Origin of the sequence: Catellatospora aurea (genome assembly GCF_042663325.1) — a bacterium.
GTDB lineage: Bacteria > Actinomycetota > Actinomycetes > Mycobacteriales > Micromonosporaceae > Catellatospora > Catellatospora aurea.
Genome location: NZ_JBHTAC010000059.1, coordinates 23,460 through 47,750, shown reverse-complemented (window position 1 = coordinate 47,750; position 24,291 = coordinate 23,460). Strand labels below are relative to the sequence as shown.

Sequence of the window (24,291 nt, the reverse complement as noted above, 5' to 3'; positions counted from 1 at the left end):
CGGGCTGCCCTGAGGCCGCGACTTTTTAAGAGTTGCGGCCGCCGGGTGGGGCGGCCGCCGGAGGCGGGTGGGGGGTTACTCGTCGCCGAAGCCGAAGTCCATGTCCATGTCGAAGACCTCTTCGGCCACCTCGCCGGCGACCATGCCGCCGAGGAAGCCCGCGGCCGCGCCGGCGGCGACGCCGCCCATGCCGTGGCCGCGGTGGCTCTGGTGGCCGCCGTGCCCGCCATGGAAGCCGTGCCCGCCGCCGCCGTGGCCGTAGCCGCCGTGGCCCGAGCCGTGGCGGTCCAGCGCCCCGCGGATCCAGCCGTCGACGACGGTGGGCCAGTCGGTGGTGGCCGCGTCGGCGTGGCTGACGTGGTGGCGGCTGAACGTGTCGTGCGAGCCGAGGAAGCCGCGCTTGTCGAACTCGAGCACCACGTCCATGCCCTGCGGGCTGGTCACGAAGGTCAGCTCCAGCTGGCGCATCCGGCCCGCGTACGCGTGCGACGGGTGGAACTCGATCTCCTGGTAGAACGGCAGCGTCTGGTGCACCCCGTGGATGCGGCCGCGCTCCAGGTCGGCGCGGGTGAAGTGGAAGCCGAGCCGGCTGAACGCCTCCATGACGGCGGCCTGCAGCGGCAGCGGCTCGACGCCGACCGGGTCGAGGTCGGTCTTGTCCACGGCCTTGGCCACCGACAGCTCGGTGCGCACCCCCATCGTCATCCCGTGCAGCGGCGTGCCGTAGAACCGGGTGACCGGGGTCTCCCAGGGCACGTCGAACGAGAACGGCAGCGACTGCTGCGCGCCCGCCGCCAGCGTGAACGAGCCGGTCAGGTGGACCCGGTGGAACTCCACGGTCGCGTCGTACTCGCTGTCGTGGCCTTCCACCTCGACCCGGGTGACCAGGCCGACGGAGACGTATTCGATCAGCGTGTCATGGTCGCCGCCCTTGATGTGCACGGTGCCGCTGAGCGTGCCCCCAGGCTGTACGACGGGGGTCGCGAGCACGGTGTCCACCGACGGTCCGCCGACGCCGAACGCGGCGAGCATCTTCTTGAAAACCACTGAACTGCATCTCCTCTGGGGTGCGGGTCCACTCGACCTGCGCTCACACCTTCCTAGCAGACGAGGTCCAGTCGCGCCCCGGCCCAGTGCCGGCGCAGCCACCGGTCGTGGCTGGCGACGACGATCGCGCCGGGCGCCCGGCCGAGCGCGTCCTCGAGTTCGTCGGCCAGGGCGGGGGACAGGTGGTTGGTCGGCTCGTCGAGCAGCAGCAGGTGCGGCGGGTCGGCGATGAGCAGGGCGAGCGCGACCCGGCGGCGCTGGCCGACGCTGAGCGCGCCGACGGGCCGGTCCAGGTCGCGCGGGGCGACCAGGCCCAGCTCCACCAGCGGTGTCTCGGCGTGGCAGCGGTCGTACAGCGCGCGCGGGGTGGCCGCCGGGTCGTCGAAGCGGTCGTCCTGGGCGAGCAAGCCGACCCGAAGCCCGCGGCGGCGGGTGACGCTGCCCTGCGCGGGCCGCAGTTGCCCGGCGAGCACCGACAGCAGCGTGGACTTGCCCGCCCCGTTGGGTCCGGTGATCAGCAGCCGCCCGTCGGCGGGCAGGTCGAGCCGGTCCAGGGCGAGCCGGCCCGGCACGTGCACGTCGCGCAGCGTCAGCGCGGCGTCCTCGCCCGCCCCGGCGGAGGTCAGTGCGGGCGCCTGGAACTGCAGCAGCGCGGGCGGTCTGCGGATCGGATCGCGTTCGAGCACGGCCAGGCGCTGCTCGGCGTTGCGGACCCGCCGTGACACCTGCGACTGGACCCGGGCCCCGTGGAACTTGTAGCCCATCTTGTCGGCGTCGCGTGGCGGCCGTCCGGGCGCGACCTGCCGGGCCGTGGTTGCCGCAGACAGCCGCAGCGCCGCGAGTTCGTCCTGCCGGTCGGCGTATGCGCGCTCCCAGCGGGCCCGCCGCTCCCGTTTGGCCTGCACGTACTCGGTGTACGCGCCGCCGTAGCGGACCAGGCCGCCGGGGGAGTCGTCGCTGGGGTCGAGGTCGACGATGTCGGTGCAGACCTCGTCGAGGAAGACCCGGTCGTGGCTGGCGACCACGACCGCGCCGGGCAGTTGCCGCAGCTGCTGTTCCACGAACGCCACGGCCTCGTCGTCGAGATGGTTGGTGGGCTCGTCGAGCAGCAGCGCGGCGGGCCGGCGTACCAGCAGGGCGGCCAGGGCTACCCGGGAGCGCTGCCCGCCGGACAGGGTGCCCAGGGTGCGTTCGCGGGCGAGGCCGGCCAGGCCGAGGCCGTGCATGACCAGTTCGGCGCGGCGCTCGGCGTCCCAGACGCCGAGCTGCTCCGCGCGGGCCAGGGCGTGGCCGTAGGCGTCCAGCCGGTCGGTGTCGCCCAGGTCGCGGGCCAGCTCGTCGAGCAGGGCAAGCAGCTCGCGGCTCTCCTTCAGCGCCTCGGCGAGCACGCCGCCGACGGTGTCGCCGGGGGAGTACGGCAGTTCCTGGTGCAGCAGCCCGAGGTCGTCGGGGCGGGTGACCGTGCCGGAGTCGGGGGTGTCGGCCCCGGCGAGCAGGCGCAGCAGCGTGGACTTGCCCGCGCCGTTCTCGCCGACCAGGCCGACGCGGCGGCCGGCGGACACGGTGAGGCTGACGCCGTCGAGCACTCGACGGTCGCCGAAGATCTTGACAAGGTCGGTCGCGATGAGGGTTTGCGCAGGCATGGACACCACCGAGGGGATCTCGATTTCGAAGCCTGCCGGGCATCCGCGACGGCCCCCGCGTGAGCGGTCGGGTCGTCGTCGCCTCAGGTCACAGGCCGGTCGGTGATGTCACAGCTCCATAGTGGGGCCAGCCTAACGGCCGGCCCCACTGGGCTGCCAGTGATTTACGCCCGCTCGATCAGCGGCAGGTACTGCGGGTTGTCCTCGACCCAGCGGCGCACGAACGAGCACTGGGGCACCACGTGCACGTCGTCGGCGGCCGCGCCGGCCAGTGCCGCCGCGCACAGCATCGCGCCGATGCCGCGCCCGCGGGCCTCCGGCTCGACCCCGGTGTGGTCGAACACGATCGACCCCGGCTTGCGGTGGTACGTCAGCACGCCCAGCAGGCGGCCGCCCTCGCGGGCCTCGTACCGGCTGCTCTCGGGCACCTCGACGACCTCGACCTCGGCCACGGACCTCCCCCTCTCCGTCACAGCGTCGGCAGCGGTGCGAGCTTGTCCAGCTCGGCGAGCTCCGCCGCGGTCGGCTCCCAGTCGGCGGCGGCCGCGTTCGCGGCGACCTGCGCGGGGCTGGTCGCCCCGGCGATGACCGACCCGCAGCCCGGCTGCGCCGCCAGCCAGCCGATCGCGACCTTGCCCAGCTCGTGGCCGTTGGCCTCGGCCCAGCCCGCGAGCGCCTCGACGGTGTCGAGCCGCTCGTCGGTGATGAACCCGGCCTGGTCCTTGGCCAGCCGGCTGTCCGACGGCGCGTCCTGCCCGCGGCGCACCTTGCCGGTCAGCAGGCCGTTCGCGAGGGGGAAGAACGGCAGCACACCCAGCCCGAAGTGCCGTGCGGCGGGCACGACCTCGAGCTCGCTGCCGCGCTCCAGCATCGACCAGTGGTTCTGCGCGCTGACGAACGGCGTCACGCCCATGATCTCGGCCAGCCGCGCGGCGTCGGCGATCTGCCAGCCCGCGAACTGCGAGCTGCCGATGTAGCGGACCTTGCCCTCGACGACCAGCTCGTGCAGCGCCGCCAGGGTCTCCGCCAGCGGCGTCACAGGGTCCGGGGTGTGCAGCTGGTACAGGTCGATGTGGTCGGTCTTCAGCCGCCGCAGCGACTCCTCGACCGCCCGGCGGATGTACGCCCGCCCGCCCTTGGCCCCGGCGGCCGGGCCGTAGCCCATGTCCGCGCCCTGGTGGCCGAACTTGGTCGCCAGCACGACCTGGTCACGGCGTCCCTTGAGGACCTCGCCCAGCATCGACTCCGACGCCCCGATCGCGGTCGCCCGGCCGTAGATGTCCGCGGTGTCGAAGAACGTGATGCCCGCGTCGATCGCGGCGTCGACCACGGCACGCGTGCCGTCCAAGTCGAGCCGCCACCCGAAGTTGTTGCAGCCCAGCCCGACCGCCGAGACGACCAGCCCTGACTTTCCCAGTGCCCGATAGCGCATGATCGCCACACTATCTCGCCCGGCCCGCACCCCACCGGTGCGTCCTTCGTCAGGGGACGAAGCGGGCGAGCAGGTCCTGGGCGGCGCGGTCGACGGCCGCGCCGTTGCCCGGGTCGGGGACCTCGATCTGCGCGCCGGTGACGGTGTACCACTCCTCGGCGCCTTTGTACTGTGCCCGCAGCGTGACCGTGCCGTCCTTGCCGACCTTCGGCTCCAGGGTCAGTTCACCGGTGATGGTGCCGACCTCGTCCGTCATCACCCCGCCAGGCGGTGCCACCACATCCTTCGTCATGCCGCCCGTCTACCCGCGCCGCCGGCCCGCTACACACGCGGCCACCCGGTCGAGGCCGTGCAGGTCATCGGCTCACCTGGGGCTATGCTCCCGCGGTGCCGCTGACGTTCCCCTCGCACCTGGCGCCGGTGCTGCCGCTGAAACTGTGGCGGCCGCGCTGGTTCGACGGCGTGGCACTGGCCGCCGGGGCGGTCGCGCCCGACGTCGCCTACCTGGCGCTGGACGCCGACGGGCGGCTGTTCGCCGACACCCACGCCTGGCACGCGCTGCTGTGGTGGTGCCTGCCGGTCGCGCTGGCCTACACCTGGGTCACCCGGCGCACGATCGGCACGATCGCCGCCCACCTGCCCGAAAACCGGCGTCTCACCTGGCGGGCGTACGCCGAACTCGGCGACCACCGGCACCGCTGGTGGATCACTGTGGCATCGTGCCTGCTCGGGGCCGCGAGTCACGTCGGCTGGGACCTGCTCACCCACACCGACGGCTGGATCCATGTCGTGTTCGGCGTGCGCTGGGCCGACGTCAGCCCGATCGCCTGGTGGACGGTGTCCGACCTGGCCGGCACCGTCCTCGGCGCGGCCCTCGTCCTCACCGTCGCGGCCCGCGCCGCCCGGCGATCCGGACACGATCATGCCGCCGCCGGCGGCACGGCCGCCGCGAGCGGCACAGAGGCCGACGCAGGTCCCGCCGACAGCACCGGTCCCACCATCGGCACTGGACCCGTTGACAGCACCGGTCCCGCCATCAGTGCGGAGCTCGCTGTCAGTACCGGGCTCGCTGTCAGTACCGGGCTCGCCGTCAGTGGCGGTGCGGAGCGGTTCCGCACCCGGCCGCGGATCTTCTGGACGGCGGTGGCGCTAGCGGCGCTGGCGGGACTGGCCACGGTGCCGTCGCTGCCCGGTTCCGGGCTTCCCGCGGCGACCGGGGTGAGGCTGCTGCACGTGGCCGCCGGGGCGCTGCTGGTCGGGGCCGTGTCGGTGCGGATCGCGGCCCGGCGGGCCTTCGCCACGGCGACCCACTGAGGCCGCAGCGCTCCTCGGCCGGATCTAGAAGCTTTATGGTCGTTGGGGCGACTATAAAGCTTCTAGATCCGCGTAATCGGGTCCGGTTCGGTCAGGTGACCTTGCAGATGCCGGTCGGTTTGCCGATCACCACGTCGACGGTGGAGCCTGCGGCGACGACGGTGCCGCCCGGCGGGGACTGGTCCAGGACGTGGCACTGGTCGAGCGTCGACCGGTACTCGATGTTCGCCACCAGCCCGAGCCGCTCCATGGCCTCCTTCACCTCGGCCTCCCGCCAACTGAACATGCCGGGCACAGTGCGGTTCGTGGACTGCGGGCTGGGCGATCCGGCCGGGTTCGCCGTCTCGGCGGGCTCGGGTGGGTCGACCGGGGCGTCCGACGGCTCGGTCCCGCCAGGCGCCGCGGGCGACGCACGGTGCGTCGGCGTGGTGCCCGCAACCGGCGTCGCCGCCTGGGTGGTCGCCGGGACCGCGGAACCGGACACCGCCACCGAGGGGGACGTCGCGGGGCCCTGCGCCGGAGACTCCTCGGCCCCACCCCGGGACAGAACGAAGGCGACGAGCGCCACCAGCGACAGCACAGCCGCGGTGCCGATCAGCACGGGCCGCCGCCGGGTGCCCGCCGCCTCCCCCGGCTCAGCACGCGGCAGATCAGGGCGTGCCCCGACCGCCACACCACCCGCCGGTTCGGTGGCGGCCGCCGAGGCAGCCGCGGACAGGGCCGCCGCGCTCGGCCACCGGTCGGCCGGATCTTTCGCCAGCGCCCGCATGACGACCGCCCGGACCGGCTCCGGGATGCCGTCCGGCAGCTCCGGCGGCGGCTCGTTGACATGCTGCAACGCCACCGCGAGCGGGGTGTCCCCGGCGAACGGACGGCGCTGCGTCAGCATCTCGTAGGCGACCACCCCGAGGGCGTACACGTCGGTAGCCGGACCGATGTCGGCACCGGTCACCTGCTCCGGGGCCAGATAGGACGCGGTGCCGAAGATCTCGCCCGCGGCGGTGAGCCGGTCGGCGGCGACGATCCGGGCGATGCCGAAATCGGTCAGCGCCAGCCGCCCGTCCGGGCGCAGCAGCAGGTTCGCCGGTTTCACGTCCCGGTGCACGATGCCCTGCAGGTGCGCGGCGTGGATCGCGTCCGCGGCCCGGGCCAGCAGCCGCATCGCCCGCGCGGGCTCCAGCGGGCCGGTCCGGCGCACCAGCGACAGCAGCGACTCGCCCTCCACGAACTGCATCACCAGGTACGCGATGCCGTCCGCCTGGCCGTAGTCGTAGATCTCGACGATGCCCGGGTCGCTGAGCGCCGCCATCGCCTGCGCCTCGGCCCGGAACCGAGCCGCGAACCCGGGATCGACGGCCAGGTTCGGCAGCAGCACCTTCACCGCGACGCGGCGGCCCAGCACCGTGTCCTCGGCGCGCCACACCTCACCCATGCCGCCGCGCGCGATCAGCACCTGCAACGTGTACCGGCCGCCGAGCGTCAACCCCGGATCAAGCATGGCCGCCAGCCTTCGGTATCGGCCGCCGTCAGTCAAACACCCTGGTCACCGTCCACACACGGGAGTGCGGCAGCGGGGTGGACACTTCTCGACATGCCAGCGGTAGAGCACACGAGCACCCATCAGGCGCGATCCTTCGCGGCGCTGCCGGGCCCGGCCGGCGGCGAGCAGGAGTTCGCACAGTGCCTGCGCGACCTGATCGTGTTGACCGGTGCACGGCCGCCGGACGAACCGTCGTGGTGCGCACCGGAGACCCGGGCGCGGGAGGCGCTGCGCCAGGTGTTCATCGCCCGCCCGGCCGAGCCCGCATGGTTCGAGGCGCTGCTGCGGGCGGCGATTCACGACCCGAACCCGAGCGGCAACCGGACCTTCGTCAAGCCCATGCTGGCCGCCTACGGCATGCGCCGCGTGCAGCACGCGCTCATCGAACTGCTCGCACACGGCACCAGCGCCGAGCGGGCCGGTGCGGCGGGCGCGTGGTACTGGGCCCGCGAGCTCGGATTCGGCGACGACGACTACACCGCCATGCCGCAGCAGCCCGACGACGACCGGTGCGCCGACCTCGCCGTCGTCTGGCGGCACACCGCGCTGCGGGTGTTCCTCGCCGACTCCGACCTCGACGCCCGCCGCCGCATCCTGCCGATGCTGCCGCTGGCCGCCGACGCCTACCCGGCCGAGCTGCGCCCGCTGGTCGTCGAGGCGATCCGCATCGCCCGCACCAGCTCCGACGAGTACCTGCGGCACCGGGTCGAACACCAGGTCAGCGGGTGCGGGTCGCACGGGTGACGGCGTGACCCAGGCGTCGGCTGTGCGTATCGGATGTCGTCGTGACGCGTGCTTGCTCACCGGTAGCGCGAGGATTTCCCGTCGTGTGTGCGATGAGGGAGAGGACGTCGGACGGACGAACGCAGACGCGCTTGCCCAGGCGTTGCCCGGCGGTCACCTCGACGATCGGCCAACCCATCTCGGTGGTGGCGACGACGACACCGTTTCCGTCGGCCAGCGCCACCGTGTCGCCCATGCGCACTGCGCTGCCGTTGGCGGCTACCCAGAACGTCGGGCTTGTCATGCGTCGGGATCGAGGCGGAGGAAGTCGGCGATGGCGCGTAGGTCGTCGTCCGTCGGCACGCGCCAGGTGTGCGCGTCGTTGAATCTCACGATGTCGTACCGCAGCCGCTCCGCGAGAGTCCACTCTTGCGTGTCCTCATCGGCCCATGCGGGCCGGGGGCTCGGTGTCGGTGAGGGTCTGCCTGCTCATCACGCCTCCACGTATGCCCCCGCGGCACGGAGTCTCCTGTCGCGTACGGCGGGGGTGCCGATGACCCCGGCAGGGTGCGTCCGCCGGGGCTTGGGCAGCTCTCCCGAAGCGCCAGCCAGGGGAGAGCTACCTCGGTAGCCTATGCGTATAGGTCACATAGGGGCAACGGTGTGTGGCGGGTGAATTGGGGAGCGTGGTTGTATCGGGGTGCCAGCCAGGGGAGACACCATGCCTATACCGATGACCTATGCCCAGATCGCCGAAGACCTGTCCGAACGGATCAAGAGTGGCGAGTACCCGCCGGGCGCGAAGCTGCCCAGCTACAACCAGCTCGGCGAGTTGTACTCGGTGGGGTTCTCGACGATCGCGAAGGCGATAGCGCTGCTCCGCGATCGGGGCGTTGTCATCGGCGCGCCGGGCCGGGGCGTCTACGTCGCCGATTGAGGCCGGGGCATGCATGCCCCCTCGCCGAAACCTAGGCCGCGAGCGCGGCCAGGGCGTCGTCGGTGACCCGGTACACGGTCCAGTCGTTCATCGGCTTCGCGCCGATCGACCGGTAGAAGTCGATCGCGGGGGTGTTCCAGTTCAGAACCCACCATTGCAGGCGGGTGTAGCCGCGCTCGCGGCAGATGCGGGCCAGCTCGCGCAGCAGCGCCTTGCCGTGACCCTTACCTCGGGCCGCCGGGCGCACGTACAGGTCCTCCAGGTAGATGCCGTGCACGCCGTGCCAGGTGGAGAAGTTCAGGAACCACATCGCCATGCCGACCGGCTCGCCGGACTCGTCGTCGACGGCCACGTGCGCGAACGCGGCCGGGTGCGGACCGAACAGCGCCTCGTGCAGCTGCGCCGGGGTCGCCTTGGCCTCCTGCGGGGCCTTCTCGTACTCGGCCAGCTCGCGGATCAGGTCGATGAGCACCGGGACGTCGGCCGGCACAGCGGGGCGGATCATGGCGGGGAGGATACTCGGTGGCCGTCCAGGTGAGGACGGCTAGGCTGGCCGGATGGGCACCGTACTCTCCGTCAACCTGGGCAAAGCCGAGCACTGCGACGCCGCCGACGTCGGCGTCACCGCGATCGACAAGCACCCGGTGGCCGGATCCGTCGAGCTGCGGGCGCCGGGGCCCAAGGACGGCGGGCTGGGCAGCGGTGTGGTCGGCGACGAGATCTGCGACCGGCGCCACCACGGCGGCGACGACCAGGCCGTGTACGCGTACGCCCGGGAGGACCTCGACGGCTGGGCGGCCGAACTGGGCCGCGACATCGCCGGTGGCATGTTCGGGGAGAACCTGACCACGTCCGGCGTCGACGTCAACGGGGCGCGCATCGGCGAGCGGTGGCAGGTCGGCGACGAGGCGGTGCTGGAGGTGTCGCTGCCGCGCATCCCGTGCCGGACGTTCGCCGACCAGATGCGCGAGCAGGGCTGGATCAAGACGTTCACCCAACGCGCCCTGCCGGGGGCGTACCTGCGCGTGATCGTCCCGGGCCGGGTGAAGGAAGGCGACCCGGTGACGGTGCTGCACCGGCCCGACCACGACGTGACGGTGGCGCTGACGTTCCGCGCGTTGACCCTGGAGCCCGAACTGCTGCCGAGCCTGCTGGCGGCCGACGCGCTGCCAGAGAAGATCCTCAACAAGGCCCGCCTGCGTACGGCTGGATGATTGCCGATGCGGTCATACCAATATAGCCTTTCTGGTATGACCGCCAAGTTCACCATCAGCCTGCCGGACGACCTCGCCGAGGCGGTGCGGGCCCACGGCAATGCCTCCGGATACATCGCAGAGGCTGTGCGGATGAGACAACGGCTGGACGCGACGCGGAAGGCGCTCGCCGCAGTCGGTGTCGAGGAGGTCCCGCGCGAGGAGTACGAGCGGATCGCGCGTTCGGTTGCTGAAGCAGACGCACGGCGCTCGGATCCGGAACGGCGGCGTCGGCTCGACGCGCGTCTGGCCGAACTGGCGCGGCGGGAGCGGTGACCCCGGCGATCCGCGTTCTCGACACAGGCGCGCTGCTCGCCTATGCGGAGGGCACCGATCCCCAGGTCGCTTACCAGCTGTCCTTCTGCGCAGACCTCAACCGCAGCATGATGACGTCGGTGCTGTGCGTCGCCGAGGCCTACCAGCGTGCCGGCAGCGATGCCGCCGACCTGCTGGATGTGCTTCTGGACCTACCGACCGTCGACATCGTCGAGTGTCGGCCACAGGACGGGTTCATGGTCGGGACCATCGCGAAGCGCGCCGGTCGGCTCAGCCTTGCGCACTCGTGCCTGCTGGTGCTGTCCGAGGACGTGCCACTGATGACTCGGGACGTGGTCGGCGCCCGCACGGTACTCGAAGAGCCGATGATCTGGGCGGTGGACTGATCAGGCGTGCAGGGTGCCGTCGAGGACGGTGACGGCGCGGCCGGTCAGTTCGACGCGGTCGCCGCGCAGGGCGGTGCGGACCAGCCCGGAGCGGGCCGAGGCCTGCAGACCGACCAGGTCGTCGCGGCCGAGCCGCCCGGCCCACAGCGGCGACAGCGCGGTGTGGGCGCTGCCGGTCACCGGGTCCTCCGGGACGCCGACGGCCGGGCCGAAGAACCGCGACACGAAGTCGTACCCGGACGACGGGTCGGCGGCGGCCGCCGTGACGATCACACCGCGGGTGGCCAGCGCGGCGACCTTGGCGAGGTCCGGCCGCAGGTCGCGGACGGTCTGCTCGTCGGCGACCTCGACCAGCAGGTCGCCCAGCGCCGGGCCGGTCTCCCACGCGGCGAGCACCGGCGCGCCCAGCGCCTCGGCGACCCCGACCGGCTCGGCGGGCGTCAGCGGCGAGACCGGGAAGTCCAGGGTGATGGCGCCGTCGCCGGCGACGGCGGCCGTCAGCACCCCGCTGCGGCTGTCGAACGCGACCAGGTCGCCGATCAGCTTGTCCTCGACCAGGGCGTGGGCCATGGCCAGGGTGGCGTGGCCGCACAGGTTCACCTCGCACAGCGGCGTGAACCAGCGCAGCGCCCAGTCCTGCCCGCCACGCGGATGCGCGAACGCGGTCTCGGCCAGGTTCATCTCCGCGGCGACGCGCTGCATCCACGCCTCGTCCGGGAACGTGTCCGTGGCCAGCACGACGACCCCGGCCGGGTTGCCGCCGAAAGGCCGGTCGGTGAACGCGTCGACGATCCTGATCCGCATGTGACGACCCTAGACCAGCGGGTGCGGCGCGGCGTAGCGCCAATGACGAGCCGGTGGCCCTACTCGTCGGGCCGCTGCCAGACGACGATGTGGCCGTCGGCCGGGTCGAGCGTGGTGAGGTCGGGGGCGGGGCGGCCCCAGCGGCGCGCGAACTCGGCGACCGCTTCGGTGAACCCGTCCGCGTCGGAGGAGACGGTGGTGAACTCGCCCCAGGTCACGTCGATGTCGAGTTCGAGATGATCAACGTCGGCGGGCGTGAACACGATCCGGGACAGCGCGGCGCTGCTGAGCTCGTCCCAATCGGCTTCGAAGGTCCAGGTGCCGTGCCCGACGCGCACGCCTTGGTCGTCGACCACGACGGACCTGCGTGGCACGGGCACCGGGTCGGGTCGGGTGCCGGTGCGCAGCGGGCGGTAGTAGGAGTCGACGGCGGGCTGGCCGGTGTAGTTCGGGCCCGCCTGGTCGTCGGCTCCGGCGTACTCCAGCGGCAGGTCCAGCACGGTCGGGCCGGTGCGGGTGACGATGCGGCGGCGGGCGTCGTAGGCGACCCCGGCCTCGCGCAGCAGGCGGCGCACCAGCCGGGCCGCCGGTGCGCCGTCGGCCAGCCGGATGCTCGCCAGGTCCAGGTGCGCGGCGAACGTGCCGCCGGGGGACAGCCAGGTCAGCGCGCGGGCGAGCACGCCGAGCTTGTCCCCGACGTAGTGCAGCCCGTGCACGCACGTGATCAGGTCGAAGGCGCGGTCCGGTTGCCACTGCGCGATCGAGGCGGTGACCAGGGTGAGGCCGCCGTTCAGCGCGTACGCCCGCTGGTCGAAGTGGCCCACCAGATCCACGCCGACGATCTCCAGCCCGTCCGGCGCCTGACCGGCGGCCTCGACCAGGGCCCGGCCCTGGCCGCAGCACAGGTCCAGCCACGCCGCCGCGCCGTGCTCGGCCAGCCGCGGCCGGAGCCGGTCCAGCGGATGCAGGCCCAGGTCACGGGCGTAGCTGTTGACGCCGTCGAGCCCGCGTTCGCGGTTCATGGCGTTGTTCGCCACCACCGAGGACCGCTCCAGGGCCTCGTCGTCGAGAAGACGCACGGCGGTCAGCGCCACCGGCGCATCAGCCAGCGGCGCAGCAGCGGCGGCACCATCCACGAGTACACGCACAGCACGAACCACACCACAGCGGCCACCGCCGACAGCGTCGGCAGCCCGAGGCTGCGCAGGCCGTAGATGACGACGATCGCGGCGATCCACGTCTTGACCGGCCCGAACCGGGTGAACGGGCGCAGCGGCACCAGCAGCGGGTGCAGCCCGATCCGGGCCTCGTACGCGGCCCGCGCGAAGTCGCGGTCGGTCGGATCGTTCGCGACCGCCTGGCGCAGCCCCGAGTACGCCGACCGGACCTGCCCCCGGGCCGCGCTGGTGCCGCCGAGCAGGGCGTGCGCCTGCGCGTTCTCGGGGTGGGCGGCGACGAACTCGCGGCTGATCCGCTGGGCGAGCACGTCGTCGCCGCTCGCGTGGGCGAGCTGGACCCGGGTCGAGAACACGATCGGCGCGTCGGAGTCCTGCGCCGCGGCCAGTTCCACCAGGCGGCGGGCCTTGTCGAGCTGGCCGTGCTCCAGGCACAGCCGGGCGTACACGCACAGCAGGCTGACGTCCTCCGGCGCGATCGCCAGCCCGTCGAGCAGCGCCCGCTCGGCGGTCTCGGGCCGGCCGAGCCGGTGCTCGGCGAGGCCGAGCCGGCAGAGCAGGTCCGGGTCGGGGCCGCCCGCGGCCAGGCCCGCCCGGGCCGCGTCGCGCGCCTCGCCCCAGCGTTCGAGCTGGAGCAGCGCCGCCGCGCGCAGTTCGAACACGAGCGCCGACCCGGCGTCGGACTCGGGCAGCACCGCGAGCTCGCGCAGCGCGTCCTCGGGCCGGTCGGCGGCCAGCAGGGCATGAGCGCGCAGCAGCGCCGGGGCGTGGGCGTGCTCGGTCATCAGTCCACCACCACCGCGATCAGGATGTTCTCCAGCAGGCCGCAGCCGATGACGGCGGCCAGGCCGGCGCCGATCAGGCTCGCCGGTTCACCGTTGCCGTACTCGTACGCCCGGAATGCCTTCTTCTGGGTCATGCTGACGACGCCCCAGACCAGCAGCCCGAAGACGGTGCCCAGGATCCGGGCCTGGGTCTGCCCGAGCAGAGCCGTCAGGGCCAGTCGCGCCGCGACGGCGGCGAGCCCGGCGGCGGCGACGGCCAGCTGCTGGTTGACGCCCAGCGACAGCCGGCGCGCGTTGAGCACCCCGAGCACCGCCACGGCCAGCGGGCCGCCGAGGAACGCCGGGTAGACGATCGAGGAGGGCCGCCACGGGGGATCGCCGGCCGCCACGGGCGCGGCGGTGATCGTCGGGCGGAACAGGTCGTCGTTCATGCGGTCCTCGGGGTGGGGTGTCACGTCGGCGCGTGGCCGGGTCGGCACAGCATAGTGACTTCACCGCAGCTGCGGGGGCCGCTGTTCCGGCCGATCCGAACCGGCGGGTAGGGGGCACCGCGAGCTGCGACGAGCCAGCATAATGGCACGCCATGAGCTCCTCGCTGATCGAAAGTCTGCTTGCGGCCGTCGCCGCCCGCCCCGACGACCTGCCGCTGCGGCTGCACGTCGCCGAGCTGCTGGTCGCCGCGGACCGGTCGGGCGAGGCGATCGCTCAGCTCGCGGCGGTGCTGGCGTTGCAGCCGCAGCACGAGCAGGCCCAGGCGCTGATGGCCCGCGCCCTCGGCGGCCCCGCGCCGGCGAAGCCCGCGGCGCAGACGCCGCAGGCTCCGCAGCCCGAACAACCGGGGCAGGCCGAGCCGGCCGCCGAGGCCCCGCAGCCCGCCGCGCCGGGCGGCGAGCTGAACTGGCTGGCGTTGGAGGCGCAGTTCGCCGACTCGGTGCCGCTGCGCTTCGCCTCCGCCGACGACGAGCCCGAGGCCGTCAAGGGCGACGGCGACCGGGTCTTCGACGTCGAGAGCAGCGACGTGCGCCTGGCCGACGTCGGCGGCATGACCGACGTGAAGAAGCGCCTGGAGCTGTCGTTCCTCGCGCCGATGAAGAACAAGAAGCTACGCGAGCTGTACGGTAAGAGCCTGCGCGGCGGCCTGCTGCTCTACGGCCCGCCCGGCTGCGGCAAGACGTTCCTGGCCCGCGCGGTCGCCGGGGAGATGGGTGCCAAGTTCACCACGATCTCGCTGGTCGACGTGCTGAACATGTGGATCGGCGAGTCCGAGCGCAACCTGCACGAGATCTTCGAGACCGCCCGGCGCAACGCCCCGTGCGTGATCTTCCTCGACGAGGTCGACGCGCTCGGGCACAAGCGCAGCCAGATGAAGTCCTCGGCGATGCGTACCCTCGGCAACCAGCTGCTGGCTGAACTCGACGGCATGGAGGGGGCCAACGAGGGCGTGTTCGTGCTCGCCGCGACCAACGCCCCCTGGGACGTCGACCCGGCGCTGCGCCGCCCCGGCCGCCTGGACCGCACCGTGCTGGTCGCGCCGCCGGACGCTGCCGCCCGGCGCTCGATCATCGAGTACCACCTGCGGCAGCGGCCCATCGCAGGCATCGACCTGAAGAAACTGGCCGGGTCCACGGAGCAGTTCTCCGGCGCGGACCTGGCGCATCTGTGCGAGACCGCCACCGAGTTCGCCATGCACGACTCCATCACCAGCGGCGACCTGCGGATGATCGAGCAGCGCGACTTCGAGGCGGCGCTGCGCGAGGTGCGCCCGTCCACCGGGCCGTGGTTCACCACCGCCCGCAACGTGGCGATGTTCGCCAACGAGGGCGGCGCGTACGACGAGCTGGTCGGCTACCTGAAGAAGCAGAAACTGCTCTGACCGTGCCGACGACCGACATCCACCTCGACCGGCACGGCCGGATCGTGGCCGGTGAGGACGAGGGATTCTTTCTGTGCGTCCAGTTCGACGCCGAGCACACGCGCGGCTACTACGTGTTCTTGGTGGACGACATCGAGAATCCCTCCGCCGGCGGCGACCACTGGGCCAAGGACATGGCGGAGCTGCGGACCCTGTTCAGTACTTCGCATTGGCGGATCGAATGGCTGTGACGAGCACCTGACAGGAACGGTGGGCTGCTTCGCCGCCGGCTCGACCGAGCAGCTCTTCGACGCCCACCGCTTGGCGCGTCCCGCTACTGTCTGCGTGATCATCGACATGACGGGGGCGTCAAGGCGTGAGTCGGTTGTGGAAGTCGAGGGCCGGTTCCATCAACCGGAACCGGTCATCGTTCAGCGCGTACTTCTCGATTCTGTTGCTTGTGGCGCTGTACGGGGGAGGCACCTTCGCCATTGGCTGGCTGGTGCCGGAGGACGGCAACCTGCCACGAGGCGTCTTCGCGATGGCGTTCTTGACGGTGCCGCTCGCCGTTTACCAGGCGATCAGTGCTCGGATGGTTGCCCGCAGCGCAGAGCGGCAGGCCGCGCTAGAAGGTGACCCGCTCCGCGACGGTTCGCCGGTGTGGGATGTGGTTCCTGCCGTCAAGTCAGCGCTCAGGGAGTTCAGGCTCGGTCCGTACACGGTGCTTCTGCTGCTGCACCTGGCCTTCGCGGTGTTCGCGCTCGCTGTCCCGACTGCCTGGTTCGACCGGCTTGGGCTCGCCGTGACCAGCGGCCTGTACTCGATGATGACTTTCTTGCTGAACATCGCCCTCATCGGGGGACTCCCGCACCTCCTGCTGCTGATCGAAGCGGAGCCGGAGTCCGGATCTGCCGCGCAGCGACGTCGTCACCGCCGAGCGCGGACTCGGCCGTTCACGCTGTTGGCGGCCGCATTCGCTGCTCTGCCGTTGGGCTTGCTGCTCATCGAGCAACTGGTGCCTTCCGTCGGGACGGACCGGGCGGCGCTGGTGACCGGGTGGGCACTCTGGCTGGTCGTGTGGTACGTCGCTCTCCGCGTCATCATCGCCCGGCTGCGGACGAGCGCGACCGACCCGAAGAGCGACGTCATCGCCCGGCTGTGGAGGGAGGCGACCGGCCCGAAGGCCGCGGGTCCGCACCCGGCACCGCCTCAGGCGGCCGCGCCCACCGCTCCGAAGCGAGCGAAGCCCGAGCACCCGTCGTTGCCGGTGCCACGGCTCGAGCCGGTCCCGCTGTGGGGCGCGCGGCCGGTGTACGAAGATCGCGGCGGCGGTCTCCTGACGTGGGATGAAGGCAGCAGAGACCGTGTGGTGCGCAGTTCGGCGCAGTTGCACGCCGAACTGCTGCGGCTGCATCTGAGCACGGTCACCGTGCCCAGGACCGCCGACTTCACGCCCGAGTCGGGCATGACCGTGCGGATCAGTCTCGGCGAGGAGAGGACCGTCCTGCTGACCGACCCCGACGACCCGGCTCTGTCGAGAGTCGTCACGATGTCAGGCCTGGCGAAGGCCTTCGCCGACCCGCAGGTTCACACCTACCCGTCCCACGCCTACCTGCCCTTCGACCTTGCCATGGAGATCCTCCGCAGATACTGCGCGACCGGCGAGCTGCCGGGTGCCGTCACCGCAACGGATGACGTGGCACCGGATGTCCGGCCTGCCGGCGATGCGGGGTAGGCCCTGTTCAGGATGCGCCGAGCGCCTCGGCGACGGCGAGGGTGTGCCGGCACTCCCGCCAGTGAGCTCGCGGGTGCGCAGCACGAAATGCGCTGACCCCACCGCCTGGCGTGGATCCGCTACGGTCTGGCCGATGATCGACAGACGCGGGGGCGTGCGGTGATGAGTCGGCTGTGGAGATGGTTCGGGCAGCACCCGTTGCTGGCGGCGATCTCGGTGAACGTTCTGGTGGTACTGGCCAGCATTGCGCTGGTTCCGGAGGACGGCAATGTTCCTACCTTCGCGGTTACCACGGCGTCCATGGCAGTTCAGTTCTACCTGCTGCGCGTCGTCATGAGGGAGGCGGGGCGGCTTCACGTCGAACGGGAGGCCGTCTACGGCGGCGCGGAGGGTTCCGGACAGCCGAGGCCCGGTGCGGAGTTTTCGTTCGGCAAGGCGGCCAAACTGGTTCTGACCGATCCGGTGCTCCTGGTGCTCCTTGTCATCTTGCTTCTGCTGGTATCGGCATTGGCCGCCCCGGCCGCCTGGTTCGATGTGCCCTGGCTGGCCGTGGCCAAGGACGCGACCGTCGGGGTGAGCGTCGTCGCGTGGCTTTGGGTTTTTTACTGGCCGGATGCCGACGGTAAGCCGTCCAGGGCGAAGCTGCAGTTCGGCTCCGCTGCGGAACGGTGGCGTAGCCGCTGGCAGCAGTTCTGGCCGTTCGGTCTGATCGTGGTGGTGATCGCCGGGTTCGCGTTCGGCTTCGTGGTCATGGCCAAGGTGCTCCCGACCACTCGGATCAGTGGAAGCGGGGTGTTGCTGCTGTTGTCGCTGTGGACTGTCCTGTTCTCGGCGGTCTTCTGGGTCATCATCCGCTGGTTCGAGGGCGACTCGCGAGCGCGGCCGCGTCCGATCCAGGCGTCCGCGAGGAAGCCGGAGCGGTCGCCGGTGGCCGGCCCGGTGCCGGTCGTTCTCGGGCTGCTGACGTGGGATGAGGGAGCCCGGAGCTGCGAGATGAGCACCGCCGAGCAACTTCGTGCCCAGGTGCGCCGCCTGCACCTGAGCACGGTCGTGCTGCCGCGGTCCGCCGAATTCGTGCCGCAGTCCGGTGTGCCGGTGCGGATCAGCCTCGGTGGCGAGCAGAGTCTGCTCGTGACGGCACCGGTCGACGGCACCCCGGCGTACGTGGTGATCACCGGACCGGAGGGGCCGCGTACGGCACCGGTTGTCCTCTCCGACGCCGGGCGACCCGTGTATCCGCCGAGCGCGGCGATCTCCATGGATGTCGCGATCGACGTGCTCGGCAGCTACTGCGCGACCGGCCAGCTGCCGGGGTAGGGCGCTGTTCAGGCTGCGGAGAGGGCCTCGGCGATGGCGAGCGTGTGCTGGTACTCCCGCCAGTGTGCGATGCGCCCGTCGCGGGCGCGCAGCACGCCGACGAACGGCGCGGACGCTTGCCTGCCGGTTGTCGTGACGGTGCCGCCGAGTTCGTACTCCACGACGATGACGTCCGGGTCGGCGGTCTCGTGCATTGCGGTGACCTGGCAGCGGTCGAAGCGCACCGGCAGCGCGGCTCGTCCGGCCTCGGCGAACGCGACGAACGCCGCCCGGCCCTCGATCCGGTCAGGGTGGCCGGGCGCCGCGAACGGCATCTCGAGGACGACGTCCTCGGTGAACAACTCCGGGTCCAGGATGGGCCCGTCGGACACGAACCACTGCCGGCGCAACCGATCGAACGCTTCGTGGGGTGTGGACATGGGACACCTCCGGCTAAGATGAGCGATGACTCGACTTCGTACGATAGTGAGTGGCAACTCATCTTTTCAAGGGGAGAGCCGTGCCGCCTGACGACAAGCCGATGCGTGCGGACGCGCTGCGCAACCGCAACCGCATCCTGCAAGCCGCGGAGCAGGTGTTCTCCGAGCGCGGACCGGCCGCGTCCACCGAGGAGGTCGCCAACCGGGCCGGTGTCGCCATCGGCACCGTGTTCCGGCACTTCCCGACCAAGGCCGACCTGCTCCGCGAGATCATGAAGGGCCTGCTGGCCCGGCTGGTCTCCGATGTGGAGATGCTGCGGCGCGACCGCCCGCCGGGCACGGCGCTGTTCGCCTTCTTCACCACGCTGGTCGCCCAGGCGGCACGGCAGAAGACCGTGCTCGACCTGCTCGCCGAGGCGGGCACGGAGCTGAGCATCCCCGACGCGGTCGGCATGCTGGAACGCTCCGTGGACGGGCTGCTGACCTCGGCGCAGGACGCGGGCACGGTCCGCCGCGACGTACACCTGCCCGAGGTGATGGCGCTGCTCGGCGCGGTCTGCCAGGGCGCGGTGACCGGCGGATGGGACGAGCGGTTGCAGGCTCGCACCCTGGCCGTCGTCTTCGCCGGCCTAGGGCCTGCGACATGAGCACTCGCCGCGACCACTTCCACGACCCGGACGCGCCCACGGCCACCCGCATCGTGCCCGGCGGGGTCGCCGTCATCGTCGACGAGCGGGGGCGGGTGCTGCTGCAGCGGCGGGCCGATTCGGGCAACTGGTCGCTGCCCGGCGGCACCATGGAGATCGGCGAGACCCTCGAACAGTGCGTGATCCGCGAGGTCCGCGAGGAGACCGGGCTCGACGTCGCGATCACCGGTCTGGTCGGGGTCTACACCGACCCAGGGCACGTCATCGCGTACGCCGACGGCGAGGTGCGTCAGCAGTTCAGCCTCGTGTTCCGTGCCCGGGTCGTCGGTGGCGCGCTGTCGCGCAGCGAGGAGTCCACCGAGCTGCGTTACGTCGATCCGGCCGAGTTCGACACGCTGCCGATCCACGAGTCGACCCGGCTGCGCCTGCGCCACCACCTCGCCGACCGCGACACCCCATACCTCGGCTGAGCCGGTCCTCGCCCACCGTGCTGACCGGACCCGGCGTGCGGATCAGGTGAACGAGACCTCGTCGATGTCGATGGTGACGAGTTCGAGATCGCGGTCCACCGTGCCGTCCGCGCCGACCGGGTGGACGCGTCGCCGGGTCGGCACCATGATCCCGTCGAACTCGCGGTAATCGGAGCAGTAGTGGGCGGCCGGACCGGCGTTGATGACCTCGGCCGTGTAGTCGTGCCGGCGCAGCAGCCCGGACTCGTCGAAGTGGAACGTCTGCTCCCGGCAGTGGGTGGCGACGTGGTCCGGGAAGGTGACCTTGAGGCGCTGCCAGGTCTGCCCGCCCTCCTGCACCGAGGACAGCTGCTCGGTCCGGAAGCCCGGCGAGGCGAACGAGAACGGGGCCGTCAGGTAGGTCCACATGGCGTAACCGGCGAAGTAGGCGACGTGCAGGTCGTCCCAGGGGGTGTGCAGGGTGTGGCCGGCGAAGGCGGCGCGCGGGTCGAGCCGTTCGGCCTGCACCTCGCCGGTGTCGCTCTCGATGGCCACCCGCTGCGCGGTGAACGAGGTGCGCAGGCCGGGCGCCGGGAAGGGGCGGTGGGAGGCGTGCTGCTCCCGCAGGTCGACGCGCACTTCGGTCTCGGCGAGGATCCCCGGCCGGCCTTTCACCGGCCACAGCGCCCCACCGGTGCGGAAGTGGGCCGTCGCCGAGGTGAACCGGCGGTAGCGGTCGAGGCCGCCGTGGGCCTCGATGACGAAGTCGGTCAGGTCGTTCACTGCGCTGCCTCCGTGGCGGGGATCGTCGGGCCGGTCGTCGACCCGGATGCGGCTTAAATATGACCGGTCGTCTTAAGTCGCGGCAACGAGCGCTGGATCACGTCGGGGAGGGCTTGACGATGGCGAGACGACCGGTCATATTCAGGACGGAGGTGCTGCGTGATGGGCAGGAAGAGCATGCGCGAGGAGATCGTGGCGGCCGGGCTCGACCAGTTCCACAGCCGCGGCTACCACGCCGCGGCGGTCAAGGACATCACCGACGCCGCCGGGGTGCCCAAGGGTTCGTTCTACAACCACTTCGGCAGCAAGGAAGACCTCGCCGTGGTGGTGCTCGAACGCTACGGCGAAAGCCGTCGCCTGCAGGACCTCGCCGACACCGGCGTCCCGCCGCTCGACCGGCTCCGGGCGCACTTCACGTTCCTGCGCGACGACGTAATCCGGCACGGGTACGGGCGCGGCTGCCTCTACGGCAACTTCGGCGCCGAGATCGCCGACCACATCGACGCCGTGCGCGACGCCGTCGGCGGCAGCCTCGACGCGTGGACGGCGCTGGTCGCGGCGACCCTGACCGAAGCCCAGCGCACTGGAGCGGTCCGTGCCGGCCTCGACCCCGCCACCACCGCCGGCTTCCTGGTCAACGCCTGGGAGGGCACGCTGATCAGGGCACGCACCGACCGCTCGCCAGCGGCCTTCGACAACTTCTTCACGACCGTGTTCGACACCCTGCTCTCGCCCGCGTAGTCCGAGCCGCCGCCGCGCAGGGCCGGTCCGGGGGTCACCCGGTGCGCGGCTTCGGCGGGCAGAGCGCGTCGCCCGCCGGGCCGCCGCAGGGGCGCAGCCGGATCTCCGTGATGGCGTGCCGGTCCACCGAGGTCACCTGCGCCGTCCACCCGTCGAGGTGCACGATCTCGCCGGTCCGGGTCGGCACGTGCCCCAGCATCGCGATGACCAGCCCCGCGATGGTGATGTAGTCGCCGCCGGGCCGCTCGCCCAGGTTGACCCCGATGTCGGGCAGGTCGTGGATCGGGAACGTGCCGGGCAGCAGCATGTCGCCGTCGTCGCCCTGCTGCACGGCCATCACGTCCCGGTCGGTCTCGTCGTAGATCTCGCCGACGACCTCCTCCAGCAGGTCCTCCAACGTCACGATGCCGTCGACCGCTCCGTGCTCGTCGACGACCAGCGCGAACTGCTGGTGTTCGAGCTTGAACCGGCGCAGCGCGTCGGCGGCGTGCAGGGAGTCGGGCAGCAGCAGGGCCGGGCGGGCGATGTCGGCCAGGCCGGCCGCGTCGTCGGCGAGCAGGTCCCGCAGGTGGACGATGCCGAGCGTGTCGTCGAGGTTGCGCCGCCGGACGACCGGGGCGCGGGAGAACCCCGAGCCGGCGAGCTCCTTGCGTGCCACCTCGACGGGCATGTCGGCGTCGAGGGTGAACACGTTGCGGCGCGGGACCAGCACCTCGCGCAGCACCCGCTCGGTGATCTCCACGGCCCCGGCGATGATCAGCCGCTGCTCGGCGGTGAAGCCGCGGTGCACGCTGACCATGTCGCGCACCTCCGCAGGCGTGATCTCGTCGCCGCGGTGCCGGTGCGGGTCACCGCCCATGAGGCGTACGCCCAGGTCGGTTGCTTTGCTCAGCACCCAGACGAACGGCCGGGAGATGGACGCGAGCACGGTCAGCGGGCGGCCCGCCACGCGTGCCCACCGCTCGGCGTGCTGCATGGCGACGCGTTTGGGCGCGAGTTCGCCGAAGACCAGGGTGAGGAACGTCAGCACCAGGGTCACGGCGACGACGGCGACCGGCCGGGCGGCGGCCCCGAGGAAACCCAGGGCGGGTTGCAGCACCTCGGCCAGGGCGATGGCGGCGGTCGCCGAGGCCAGGAACCCGGCCAGGGTGATGCCGATCTGAATGGTGGCGAGGAACCGGTTCGGGTCCCGGGCCAGTGCCGCGGCGGCCGCGGCGCCGCCACCCTGCTGCTCCATCCGGCGCAGCTGGCCTTCACGCAGGGAGACCAGCGCCATCTCGCTGCCGGCGAACAGCGCGTTCAACACGATCAGTACGGCTACCAGAACCAGCTGTATCCAGTGGTCGCCCACCATCGATCACCTGGGGCCCGCCTGGAGTGACAGCCGGTACGCGCAGGCCGGGCGTCGGCCCGGCCTGGTATCACAGCCTTCCATTCGGTCAACGGTAGCAGCAGGTCACGGCCCTGGGGCCGGGTCTGCCGGACCCGTCAGCGGCCGCCGCGGGGCTGGTTGCCCTTCTTCAGGCGCATCACACCGGACTGGCCGACCGACATCTGCGTCCGGGTGGCCTTCTCCCGCGCCGCCATGGCGCGCTGGCGCGACTGCTCCTGCGCGTGCTCGGACGCCCAGGCCGCGTGCTCGCCGGGCATGTGGTCGTGCTCGGCGTGCGGCGTTCCGGGCTGATCCTGCTCGACACGCGGCTTGTCCTGGCGCGGGTGCCGGCGGGACTGGTTGTTCTTGGGCATCGCTCCTCCTCGACGGATCACCTCCACGCTAAGGAGCGTGGACGGCAGGCGCAGGCGGTTGGCGAATCAGCACCCGATCAGGCGGGTCGCAGCAGGTCGGGCAGGGTTTCCAGGCCGTCGACGATGGTCGCGTGGCGGGCCGCCTCGGGCTTCTCCGAGCCGAGGTAGCCCCACGGGCCGCGGCGCACCAGGACCGGTTTCATGCCCGCGCGGGTGGAGGGCAGCACGTCGTTGTCGACCCGGTCGCCGACGTAGCAGATCGCCGCCGGGGCCAGCTCGGCGACTTCGGCGACCTTGGCGAAGAAGCTCGGGTGCGGCTTCTCGATGCCCCACTCGGCCGACGTGTAGATCGCGTCGACGGGCAGGTCCATCCGTTCCAGGGCGGCCTTGGCCTGCGGCGGCTGATTGCCGGCGATGATCACGGCGAGGCCGCGGCGGCGCAGCTCGGCGAAGGCCGGGCGCACGTCGGGATAGAGGTCGGCCTCGTCGAAGTTCTCCCGCAGCCCGTCGGGGTCGTCGGCGGCCCAGGCGGCCATCTCGGCGTCCACGTCGAGGCCGGGGCGCAGCAGCGCGAACGCGTCGCCGTGCGGGCGGTCCATGGCGGCCATGCCGCCGAGCAGCCCGAGCATGGCGAAGCGGGGCACGCCGAGGCGGTCGGCCCAGCGGCTCCAGATGCGGGTCTCGTCGATCAGCGTCTCGCCCACATCGAACACCACTGCCTTGATCATCTGCCCAGGATATCGGGCGCGGGGGTGGATACCCCGCACGGGTGCGGCCCGGGTGCCGCCGGTCACCGCGGAAAACGGGTGGCTCGCGCCGACGGGCCGCGCGTACCGTGCGCCGGGTGGAACCGATGACAGAACCGCAGATCAGGCGGGCCATGGCGAACTGCTCGCGGGGCGACGCGTCGGCGATGACCCTGCCGAAGGACTTCGCGGACCTCGACTGGGCGGGGCGGACCTTCCTCGGCTGGCGGGACGGCAAGCTGGAGCAGCGCGGCTACCTGCTGCGCTGGCGCGACGGCCGGCCGGTGGGGCTGCTGCTGCGGGCCGCCGACTCGGTGATGTCGCGGCGGCGGGCCGCGATGTGCCTGCTGTGCCAGGCGGTACGCCCGTCCGACGAGGTGACCCTGTTCACCGCCCGCCGCAAGGGCGACGCGGGACGCCGGGGCGACAGCGTCGGCACCTACATGTGCGCCGACCTGGCGTGTGTGCCCGGGGACGAGGTCGAGGCGCGGGTCGACGCCTTCCTCGCCGAGGTGCTGCACTCCTGAGCGGTGGTGCGCCG

31 protein-coding genes are annotated in these 24,291 nt (G+C 72.0%); 14 read left to right on the top strand and 17 right to left on the bottom strand.

What is annotated here, in order from left to right:
• Positions 1-75 precede the first annotated feature (75 nt).
• The 5 genes from ACFQO7_RS34440 to ACFQO7_RS34420 all read right to left on the bottom strand — a co-directional run bounded on the left by ACFQO7_RS34440 (position 76) and on the right by ACFQO7_RS34420 (position 4,414).
• On the bottom strand, positions 76-1,047 hold the full coding sequence (locus ACFQO7_RS34440; protein WP_376810307.1) for a sporulation protein: 972 nt from the start codon (positions 1,045-1,047) through the stop codon (positions 76-78).
• A 53-nt stretch (positions 1,048-1,100) separates the two neighbouring features.
• The gene (locus ACFQO7_RS34435) at positions 1,101-2,690 is read right to left on the bottom strand and encodes an ABC-F family ATP-binding cassette domain-containing protein (RefSeq protein ID WP_376810306.1); all 1,590 of its coding nucleotides are present in this window, start codon (positions 2,688-2,690) and stop codon (positions 1,101-1,103) included.
• Between the two features lie 164 nt (positions 2,691-2,854).
• Entirely contained in the window at positions 2,855-3,142 is a 288-nt protein-coding gene (locus tag ACFQO7_RS34430; protein ID WP_376810305.1) for a GNAT family N-acetyltransferase, read from the bottom strand.
• 17 nt (positions 3,143-3,159) lie between these two features.
• Complete coding sequence (locus ACFQO7_RS34425; RefSeq protein WP_376810304.1) at positions 3,160-4,122, bottom strand: aldo/keto reductase; 963 nt, start codon at positions 4,120-4,122, stop codon at positions 3,160-3,162.
• 49 nt (positions 4,123-4,171) lie between these two features.
• Complete coding sequence (locus ACFQO7_RS34420) at positions 4,172-4,414, bottom strand: hypothetical protein (protein ID WP_376810303.1); 243 nt, start codon at positions 4,412-4,414, stop codon at positions 4,172-4,174.
• 95 nt (positions 4,415-4,509) lie between these two features.
• Between ACFQO7_RS34420 and ACFQO7_RS34415 the strand changes: the two genes are divergently transcribed.
• Entirely contained in the window at positions 4,510-5,436 is a 927-nt protein-coding gene (locus ACFQO7_RS34415) for a DUF4184 family protein (RefSeq protein ID WP_376810302.1), read from the top strand.
• Between the two features lie 91 nt (positions 5,437-5,527).
• Here the strand turns inward: ACFQO7_RS34415 and ACFQO7_RS34410 are convergent, their stop codons facing one another.
• The gene (locus ACFQO7_RS34410) at positions 5,528-6,934 is read right to left on the bottom strand and encodes a protein kinase domain-containing protein (RefSeq protein WP_376810301.1); all 1,407 of its coding nucleotides are present in this window, start codon (positions 6,932-6,934) and stop codon (positions 5,528-5,530) included.
• 93 nt (positions 6,935-7,027) lie between these two features.
• Here ACFQO7_RS34410 and ACFQO7_RS34405 point away from each other — a divergent pair, with 93 nt between their 5' ends.
• On the top strand, positions 7,028-7,720 hold the full coding sequence (locus ACFQO7_RS34405) for a hypothetical protein (protein WP_376810300.1): 693 nt from the start codon (positions 7,028-7,030) through the stop codon (positions 7,718-7,720).
• On the opposite strand, the gene ACFQO7_RS34400 is transcribed toward ACFQO7_RS34405, so the two are convergent.
• Positions 7,695-7,955 carry a hypothetical protein gene (locus tag ACFQO7_RS34400; RefSeq protein WP_376810299.1) on the bottom strand — a complete coding sequence of 87 codons (261 nt, stop codon included), beginning with the start codon at positions 7,953-7,955 and terminating at the stop codon, positions 7,695-7,697. The genes ACFQO7_RS34405 and ACFQO7_RS34400 overlap by 26 nt on opposite strands.
• 465 nt (positions 7,956-8,420) lie before the next feature.
• Here ACFQO7_RS34400 and ACFQO7_RS34395 point away from each other — a divergent pair, with 465 nt between their 5' ends.
• Complete coding sequence (locus ACFQO7_RS34395; protein ID WP_376810298.1) at positions 8,421-8,636, top strand: winged helix-turn-helix domain-containing protein; 216 nt, start codon at positions 8,421-8,423, stop codon at positions 8,634-8,636.
• 31 nt (positions 8,637-8,667) lie between these two features.
• Here ACFQO7_RS34395 and ACFQO7_RS34390 read toward each other — a convergent pair whose 3' ends face one another.
• On the bottom strand, positions 8,668-9,141 hold the full coding sequence (locus ACFQO7_RS34390; RefSeq protein WP_376810297.1) for a GNAT family N-acetyltransferase: 474 nt from the start codon (positions 9,139-9,141) through the stop codon (positions 8,668-8,670).
• A gap of 52 nt (positions 9,142-9,193) precedes the next feature.
• Between ACFQO7_RS34390 and ACFQO7_RS34385 the strand changes: the two genes are divergently transcribed.
• The 3 genes from ACFQO7_RS34385 to ACFQO7_RS34375 are packed head-to-tail and all read left to right on the top strand — an operon-like array spanning position 9,194 to position 10,551.
• Positions 9,194-9,850: an MOSC domain-containing protein gene (locus tag ACFQO7_RS34385; RefSeq protein ID WP_376810296.1), complete on the top strand. Its 657-nt coding sequence runs from the start codon at positions 9,194-9,196 to the stop codon at positions 9,848-9,850.
• 36 nt (positions 9,851-9,886) lie between these two features.
• The gene (locus ACFQO7_RS34380; RefSeq protein WP_376810295.1) at positions 9,887-10,165 is read left to right on the top strand and encodes a hypothetical protein; all 279 of its coding nucleotides are present in this window, start codon (positions 9,887-9,889) and stop codon (positions 10,163-10,165) included.
• Positions 10,162-10,551 carry a hypothetical protein gene (locus tag ACFQO7_RS34375; protein ID WP_376810294.1) on the top strand — a complete coding sequence of 130 codons (390 nt, stop codon included), beginning with the start codon at positions 10,162-10,164 and terminating at the stop codon, positions 10,549-10,551. The genes ACFQO7_RS34380 and ACFQO7_RS34375 overlap by 4 nt, the downstream gene beginning before the upstream one ends.
• Here the strand turns inward: ACFQO7_RS34375 and ACFQO7_RS34370 are convergent, their stop codons facing one another.
• The 4 genes from ACFQO7_RS34370 to ACFQO7_RS34355 are packed head-to-tail and all read right to left on the bottom strand — an operon-like array spanning position 10,552 to position 13,746.
• Positions 10,552-11,355, bottom strand: coding sequence for a PhzF family phenazine biosynthesis protein (locus ACFQO7_RS34370; protein ID WP_376810293.1), 804 nt, complete (start codon positions 11,353-11,355; stop codon positions 10,552-10,554).
• 59 nt (positions 11,356-11,414) lie between these two features.
• On the bottom strand, positions 11,415-12,449 hold the full coding sequence (locus ACFQO7_RS34365; RefSeq protein ID WP_376810292.1) for a class I SAM-dependent methyltransferase: 1,035 nt from the start codon (positions 12,447-12,449) through the stop codon (positions 11,415-11,417).
• Positions 12,440-13,315 carry a tetratricopeptide repeat protein gene (locus ACFQO7_RS34360; protein ID WP_376810291.1) on the bottom strand — a complete coding sequence of 292 codons (876 nt, stop codon included), beginning with the start codon at positions 13,313-13,315 and terminating at the stop codon, positions 12,440-12,442. Before ACFQO7_RS34360 ends, ACFQO7_RS34365 begins: the two co-directional genes overlap by 10 nt.
• Entirely contained in the window at positions 13,315-13,746 is a 432-nt protein-coding gene (locus ACFQO7_RS34355; protein ID WP_376810290.1) for a hypothetical protein, read from the bottom strand. The genes ACFQO7_RS34360 and ACFQO7_RS34355 overlap by 1 nt, the downstream gene beginning before the upstream one ends.
• A 152-nt stretch (positions 13,747-13,898) precedes the next feature.
• Between ACFQO7_RS34355 and ACFQO7_RS34350 the strand changes: the two genes are divergently transcribed.
• The 4 genes from ACFQO7_RS34350 to ACFQO7_RS34335 all read left to right on the top strand — a co-directional run bounded on the left by ACFQO7_RS34350 (position 13,899) and on the right by ACFQO7_RS34335 (position 18,219).
• Positions 13,899-15,188, top strand: coding sequence for an AAA family ATPase (locus ACFQO7_RS34350; RefSeq protein ID WP_376810289.1), 1,290 nt, complete (start codon positions 13,899-13,901; stop codon positions 15,186-15,188).
• A 2-nt stretch (positions 15,189-15,190) separates the two neighbouring features.
• The gene (locus ACFQO7_RS34345; protein WP_376810288.1) at positions 15,191-15,418 is read left to right on the top strand and encodes a hypothetical protein; all 228 of its coding nucleotides are present in this window, start codon (positions 15,191-15,193) and stop codon (positions 15,416-15,418) included.
• A gap of 125 nt (positions 15,419-15,543) precedes the next feature.
• Complete coding sequence (locus ACFQO7_RS34340; protein WP_376810287.1) at positions 15,544-16,902, top strand: Imm1 family immunity protein; 1,359 nt, start codon at positions 15,544-15,546, stop codon at positions 16,900-16,902.
• Positions 16,903-17,100: 198 nt separating this feature from the next.
• Complete coding sequence (locus ACFQO7_RS34335; RefSeq protein ID WP_376810286.1) at positions 17,101-18,219, top strand: Imm1 family immunity protein; 1,119 nt, start codon at positions 17,101-17,103, stop codon at positions 18,217-18,219.
• A gap of 8 nt (positions 18,220-18,227) precedes the next feature.
• Here ACFQO7_RS34335 and ACFQO7_RS34330 read toward each other — a convergent pair whose 3' ends face one another.
• A complete protein-coding gene (locus ACFQO7_RS34330; RefSeq protein ID WP_376810285.1) occupies positions 18,228-18,638 on the bottom strand; it encodes a nuclear transport factor 2 family protein in 411 nt (136 codons plus the stop codon).
• Between the two features lie 80 nt (positions 18,639-18,718).
• Between ACFQO7_RS34330 and ACFQO7_RS34325 the strand changes: the two genes are divergently transcribed.
• On the top strand, positions 18,719-19,285 hold the full coding sequence (locus ACFQO7_RS34325; protein WP_376810284.1) for a TetR/AcrR family transcriptional regulator: 567 nt from the start codon (positions 18,719-18,721) through the stop codon (positions 19,283-19,285).
• A complete protein-coding gene (locus tag ACFQO7_RS34320) occupies positions 19,282-19,755 on the top strand; it encodes an NUDIX domain-containing protein (RefSeq protein WP_376810283.1) in 474 nt (157 codons plus the stop codon). The genes ACFQO7_RS34325 and ACFQO7_RS34320 overlap by 4 nt, the downstream gene beginning before the upstream one ends.
• A gap of 42 nt (positions 19,756-19,797) precedes the next feature.
• Here ACFQO7_RS34320 and ACFQO7_RS34315 read toward each other — a convergent pair whose 3' ends face one another.
• Positions 19,798-20,517, bottom strand: a complete 720-nt coding sequence (locus ACFQO7_RS34315; protein ID WP_376810282.1) for a hypothetical protein — start codon at positions 20,515-20,517, stop codon at positions 19,798-19,800.
• A 162-nt stretch (positions 20,518-20,679) separates the two neighbouring features.
• Between ACFQO7_RS34315 and ACFQO7_RS34310 the strand changes: the two genes are divergently transcribed.
• Entirely contained in the window at positions 20,680-21,258 is a 579-nt protein-coding gene (locus ACFQO7_RS34310; RefSeq protein WP_376810281.1) for a TetR/AcrR family transcriptional regulator, read from the top strand.
• 34 nt (positions 21,259-21,292) lie between these two features.
• Here ACFQO7_RS34310 and ACFQO7_RS34305 read toward each other — a convergent pair whose 3' ends face one another.
• The 3 genes from ACFQO7_RS34305 to ACFQO7_RS34295 all read right to left on the bottom strand — a co-directional run bounded on the left by ACFQO7_RS34305 (position 21,293) and on the right by ACFQO7_RS34295 (position 23,732).
• Complete coding sequence (locus tag ACFQO7_RS34305; RefSeq protein WP_376810310.1) at positions 21,293-22,609, bottom strand: hemolysin family protein; 1,317 nt, start codon at positions 22,607-22,609, stop codon at positions 21,293-21,295.
• Positions 22,610-22,746: 137 nt separating this feature from the next.
• On the bottom strand, positions 22,747-23,004 hold the full coding sequence (locus ACFQO7_RS34300) for a hypothetical protein (RefSeq protein ID WP_203690644.1): 258 nt from the start codon (positions 23,002-23,004) through the stop codon (positions 22,747-22,749).
• Positions 23,005-23,081: 77 nt separating this feature from the next.
• Positions 23,082-23,732 (bottom strand): HAD family hydrolase, encoded by a 651-nt coding sequence (locus ACFQO7_RS34295; RefSeq protein WP_376810280.1) that lies wholly within the window; start codon positions 23,730-23,732, stop codon positions 23,082-23,084.
• Positions 23,733-23,857: 125 nt separating this feature from the next.
• Here ACFQO7_RS34295 and ACFQO7_RS34290 point away from each other — a divergent pair, with 125 nt between their 5' ends.
• The gene (locus ACFQO7_RS34290) at positions 23,858-24,277 is read left to right on the top strand and encodes an FBP domain-containing protein (RefSeq protein WP_361052099.1); all 420 of its coding nucleotides are present in this window, start codon (positions 23,858-23,860) and stop codon (positions 24,275-24,277) included.
• Positions 24,278-24,291: the final 14 nt, after the last annotated feature.

What these genes read in the sequence shown, in the direction of transcription:
- ACFQO7_RS34330 (WP_376810285.1), bottom strand. Translation starts at nt 18,638, where the DNA reads ATGTCCACACCCCACGAAGCGTTCGATCGGTTGCGCCGGCAGTGGTTC.
- ACFQO7_RS34435 (WP_376810306.1), bottom strand. Translation starts at nt 2,690, where the DNA reads ATGCCTGCGCAAACCCTCATCGCGACCGACCTTGTCAAGATCTTCGGC.
- ACFQO7_RS34390 (WP_376810297.1), bottom strand. Translation starts at nt 9,141, where the DNA reads ATGATCCGCCCCGCTGTGCCGGCCGACGTCCCGGTGCTCATCGACCTG.
- ACFQO7_RS34405 (WP_376810300.1), top strand. Translation starts at nt 7,028, where the DNA reads ATGCCAGCGGTAGAGCACACGAGCACCCATCAGGCGCGATCCTTCGCG.
- ACFQO7_RS34425 (WP_376810304.1), bottom strand. Translation starts at nt 4,122, where the DNA reads ATGCGCTATCGGGCACTGGGAAAGTCAGGGCTGGTCGTCTCGGCGGTC.
- ACFQO7_RS34290 (WP_361052099.1), top strand. Translation starts at nt 23,858, where the DNA reads ATGACAGAACCGCAGATCAGGCGGGCCATGGCGAACTGCTCGCGGGGC.
- ACFQO7_RS34410 (WP_376810301.1), bottom strand. Translation starts at nt 6,934, where the DNA reads ATGCTTGATCCGGGGTTGACGCTCGGCGGCCGGTACACGTTGCAGGTG.
- ACFQO7_RS34395 (WP_376810298.1), top strand. Translation starts at nt 8,421, where the DNA reads ATGCCTATACCGATGACCTATGCCCAGATCGCCGAAGACCTGTCCGAA.
- ACFQO7_RS34320 (WP_376810283.1), top strand. Translation starts at nt 19,282, where the DNA reads ATGAGCACTCGCCGCGACCACTTCCACGACCCGGACGCGCCCACGGCC.
- ACFQO7_RS34355 (WP_376810290.1), bottom strand. Translation starts at nt 13,746, where the DNA reads ATGAACGACGACCTGTTCCGCCCGACGATCACCGCCGCGCCCGTGGCG.
- ACFQO7_RS34300 (WP_203690644.1), bottom strand. Translation starts at nt 23,004, where the DNA reads ATGCCCAAGAACAACCAGTCCCGCCGGCACCCGCGCCAGGACAAGCCG.
- ACFQO7_RS34350 (WP_376810289.1), top strand. Translation starts at nt 13,899, where the DNA reads ATGAGCTCCTCGCTGATCGAAAGTCTGCTTGCGGCCGTCGCCGCCCGC.
- ACFQO7_RS34310 (WP_376810281.1), top strand. Translation starts at nt 20,680, where the DNA reads ATGGGCAGGAAGAGCATGCGCGAGGAGATCGTGGCGGCCGGGCTCGAC.
- ACFQO7_RS34295 (WP_376810280.1), bottom strand. Translation starts at nt 23,732, where the DNA reads ATGATCAAGGCAGTGGTGTTCGATGTGGGCGAGACGCTGATCGACGAG.
- ACFQO7_RS34420 (WP_376810303.1), bottom strand. Translation starts at nt 4,414, where the DNA reads ATGACGAAGGATGTGGTGGCACCGCCTGGCGGGGTGATGACGGACGAG.
- ACFQO7_RS34385 (WP_376810296.1), top strand. Translation starts at nt 9,194, where the DNA reads ATGGGCACCGTACTCTCCGTCAACCTGGGCAAAGCCGAGCACTGCGAC.
- ACFQO7_RS34360 (WP_376810291.1), bottom strand. Translation starts at nt 13,315, where the DNA reads ATGACCGAGCACGCCCACGCCCCGGCGCTGCTGCGCGCTCATGCCCTG.
- ACFQO7_RS34380 (WP_376810295.1), top strand. Translation starts at nt 9,887, where the DNA reads ATGACCGCCAAGTTCACCATCAGCCTGCCGGACGACCTCGCCGAGGCG.
- ACFQO7_RS34370 (WP_376810293.1), bottom strand. Translation starts at nt 11,355, where the DNA reads ATGCGGATCAGGATCGTCGACGCGTTCACCGACCGGCCTTTCGGCGGC.
- ACFQO7_RS34400 (WP_376810299.1), bottom strand. Translation starts at nt 7,955, where the DNA reads ATGGGCGACACGGTGGCGCTGGCCGACGGAAACGGTGTCGTCGTCGCC.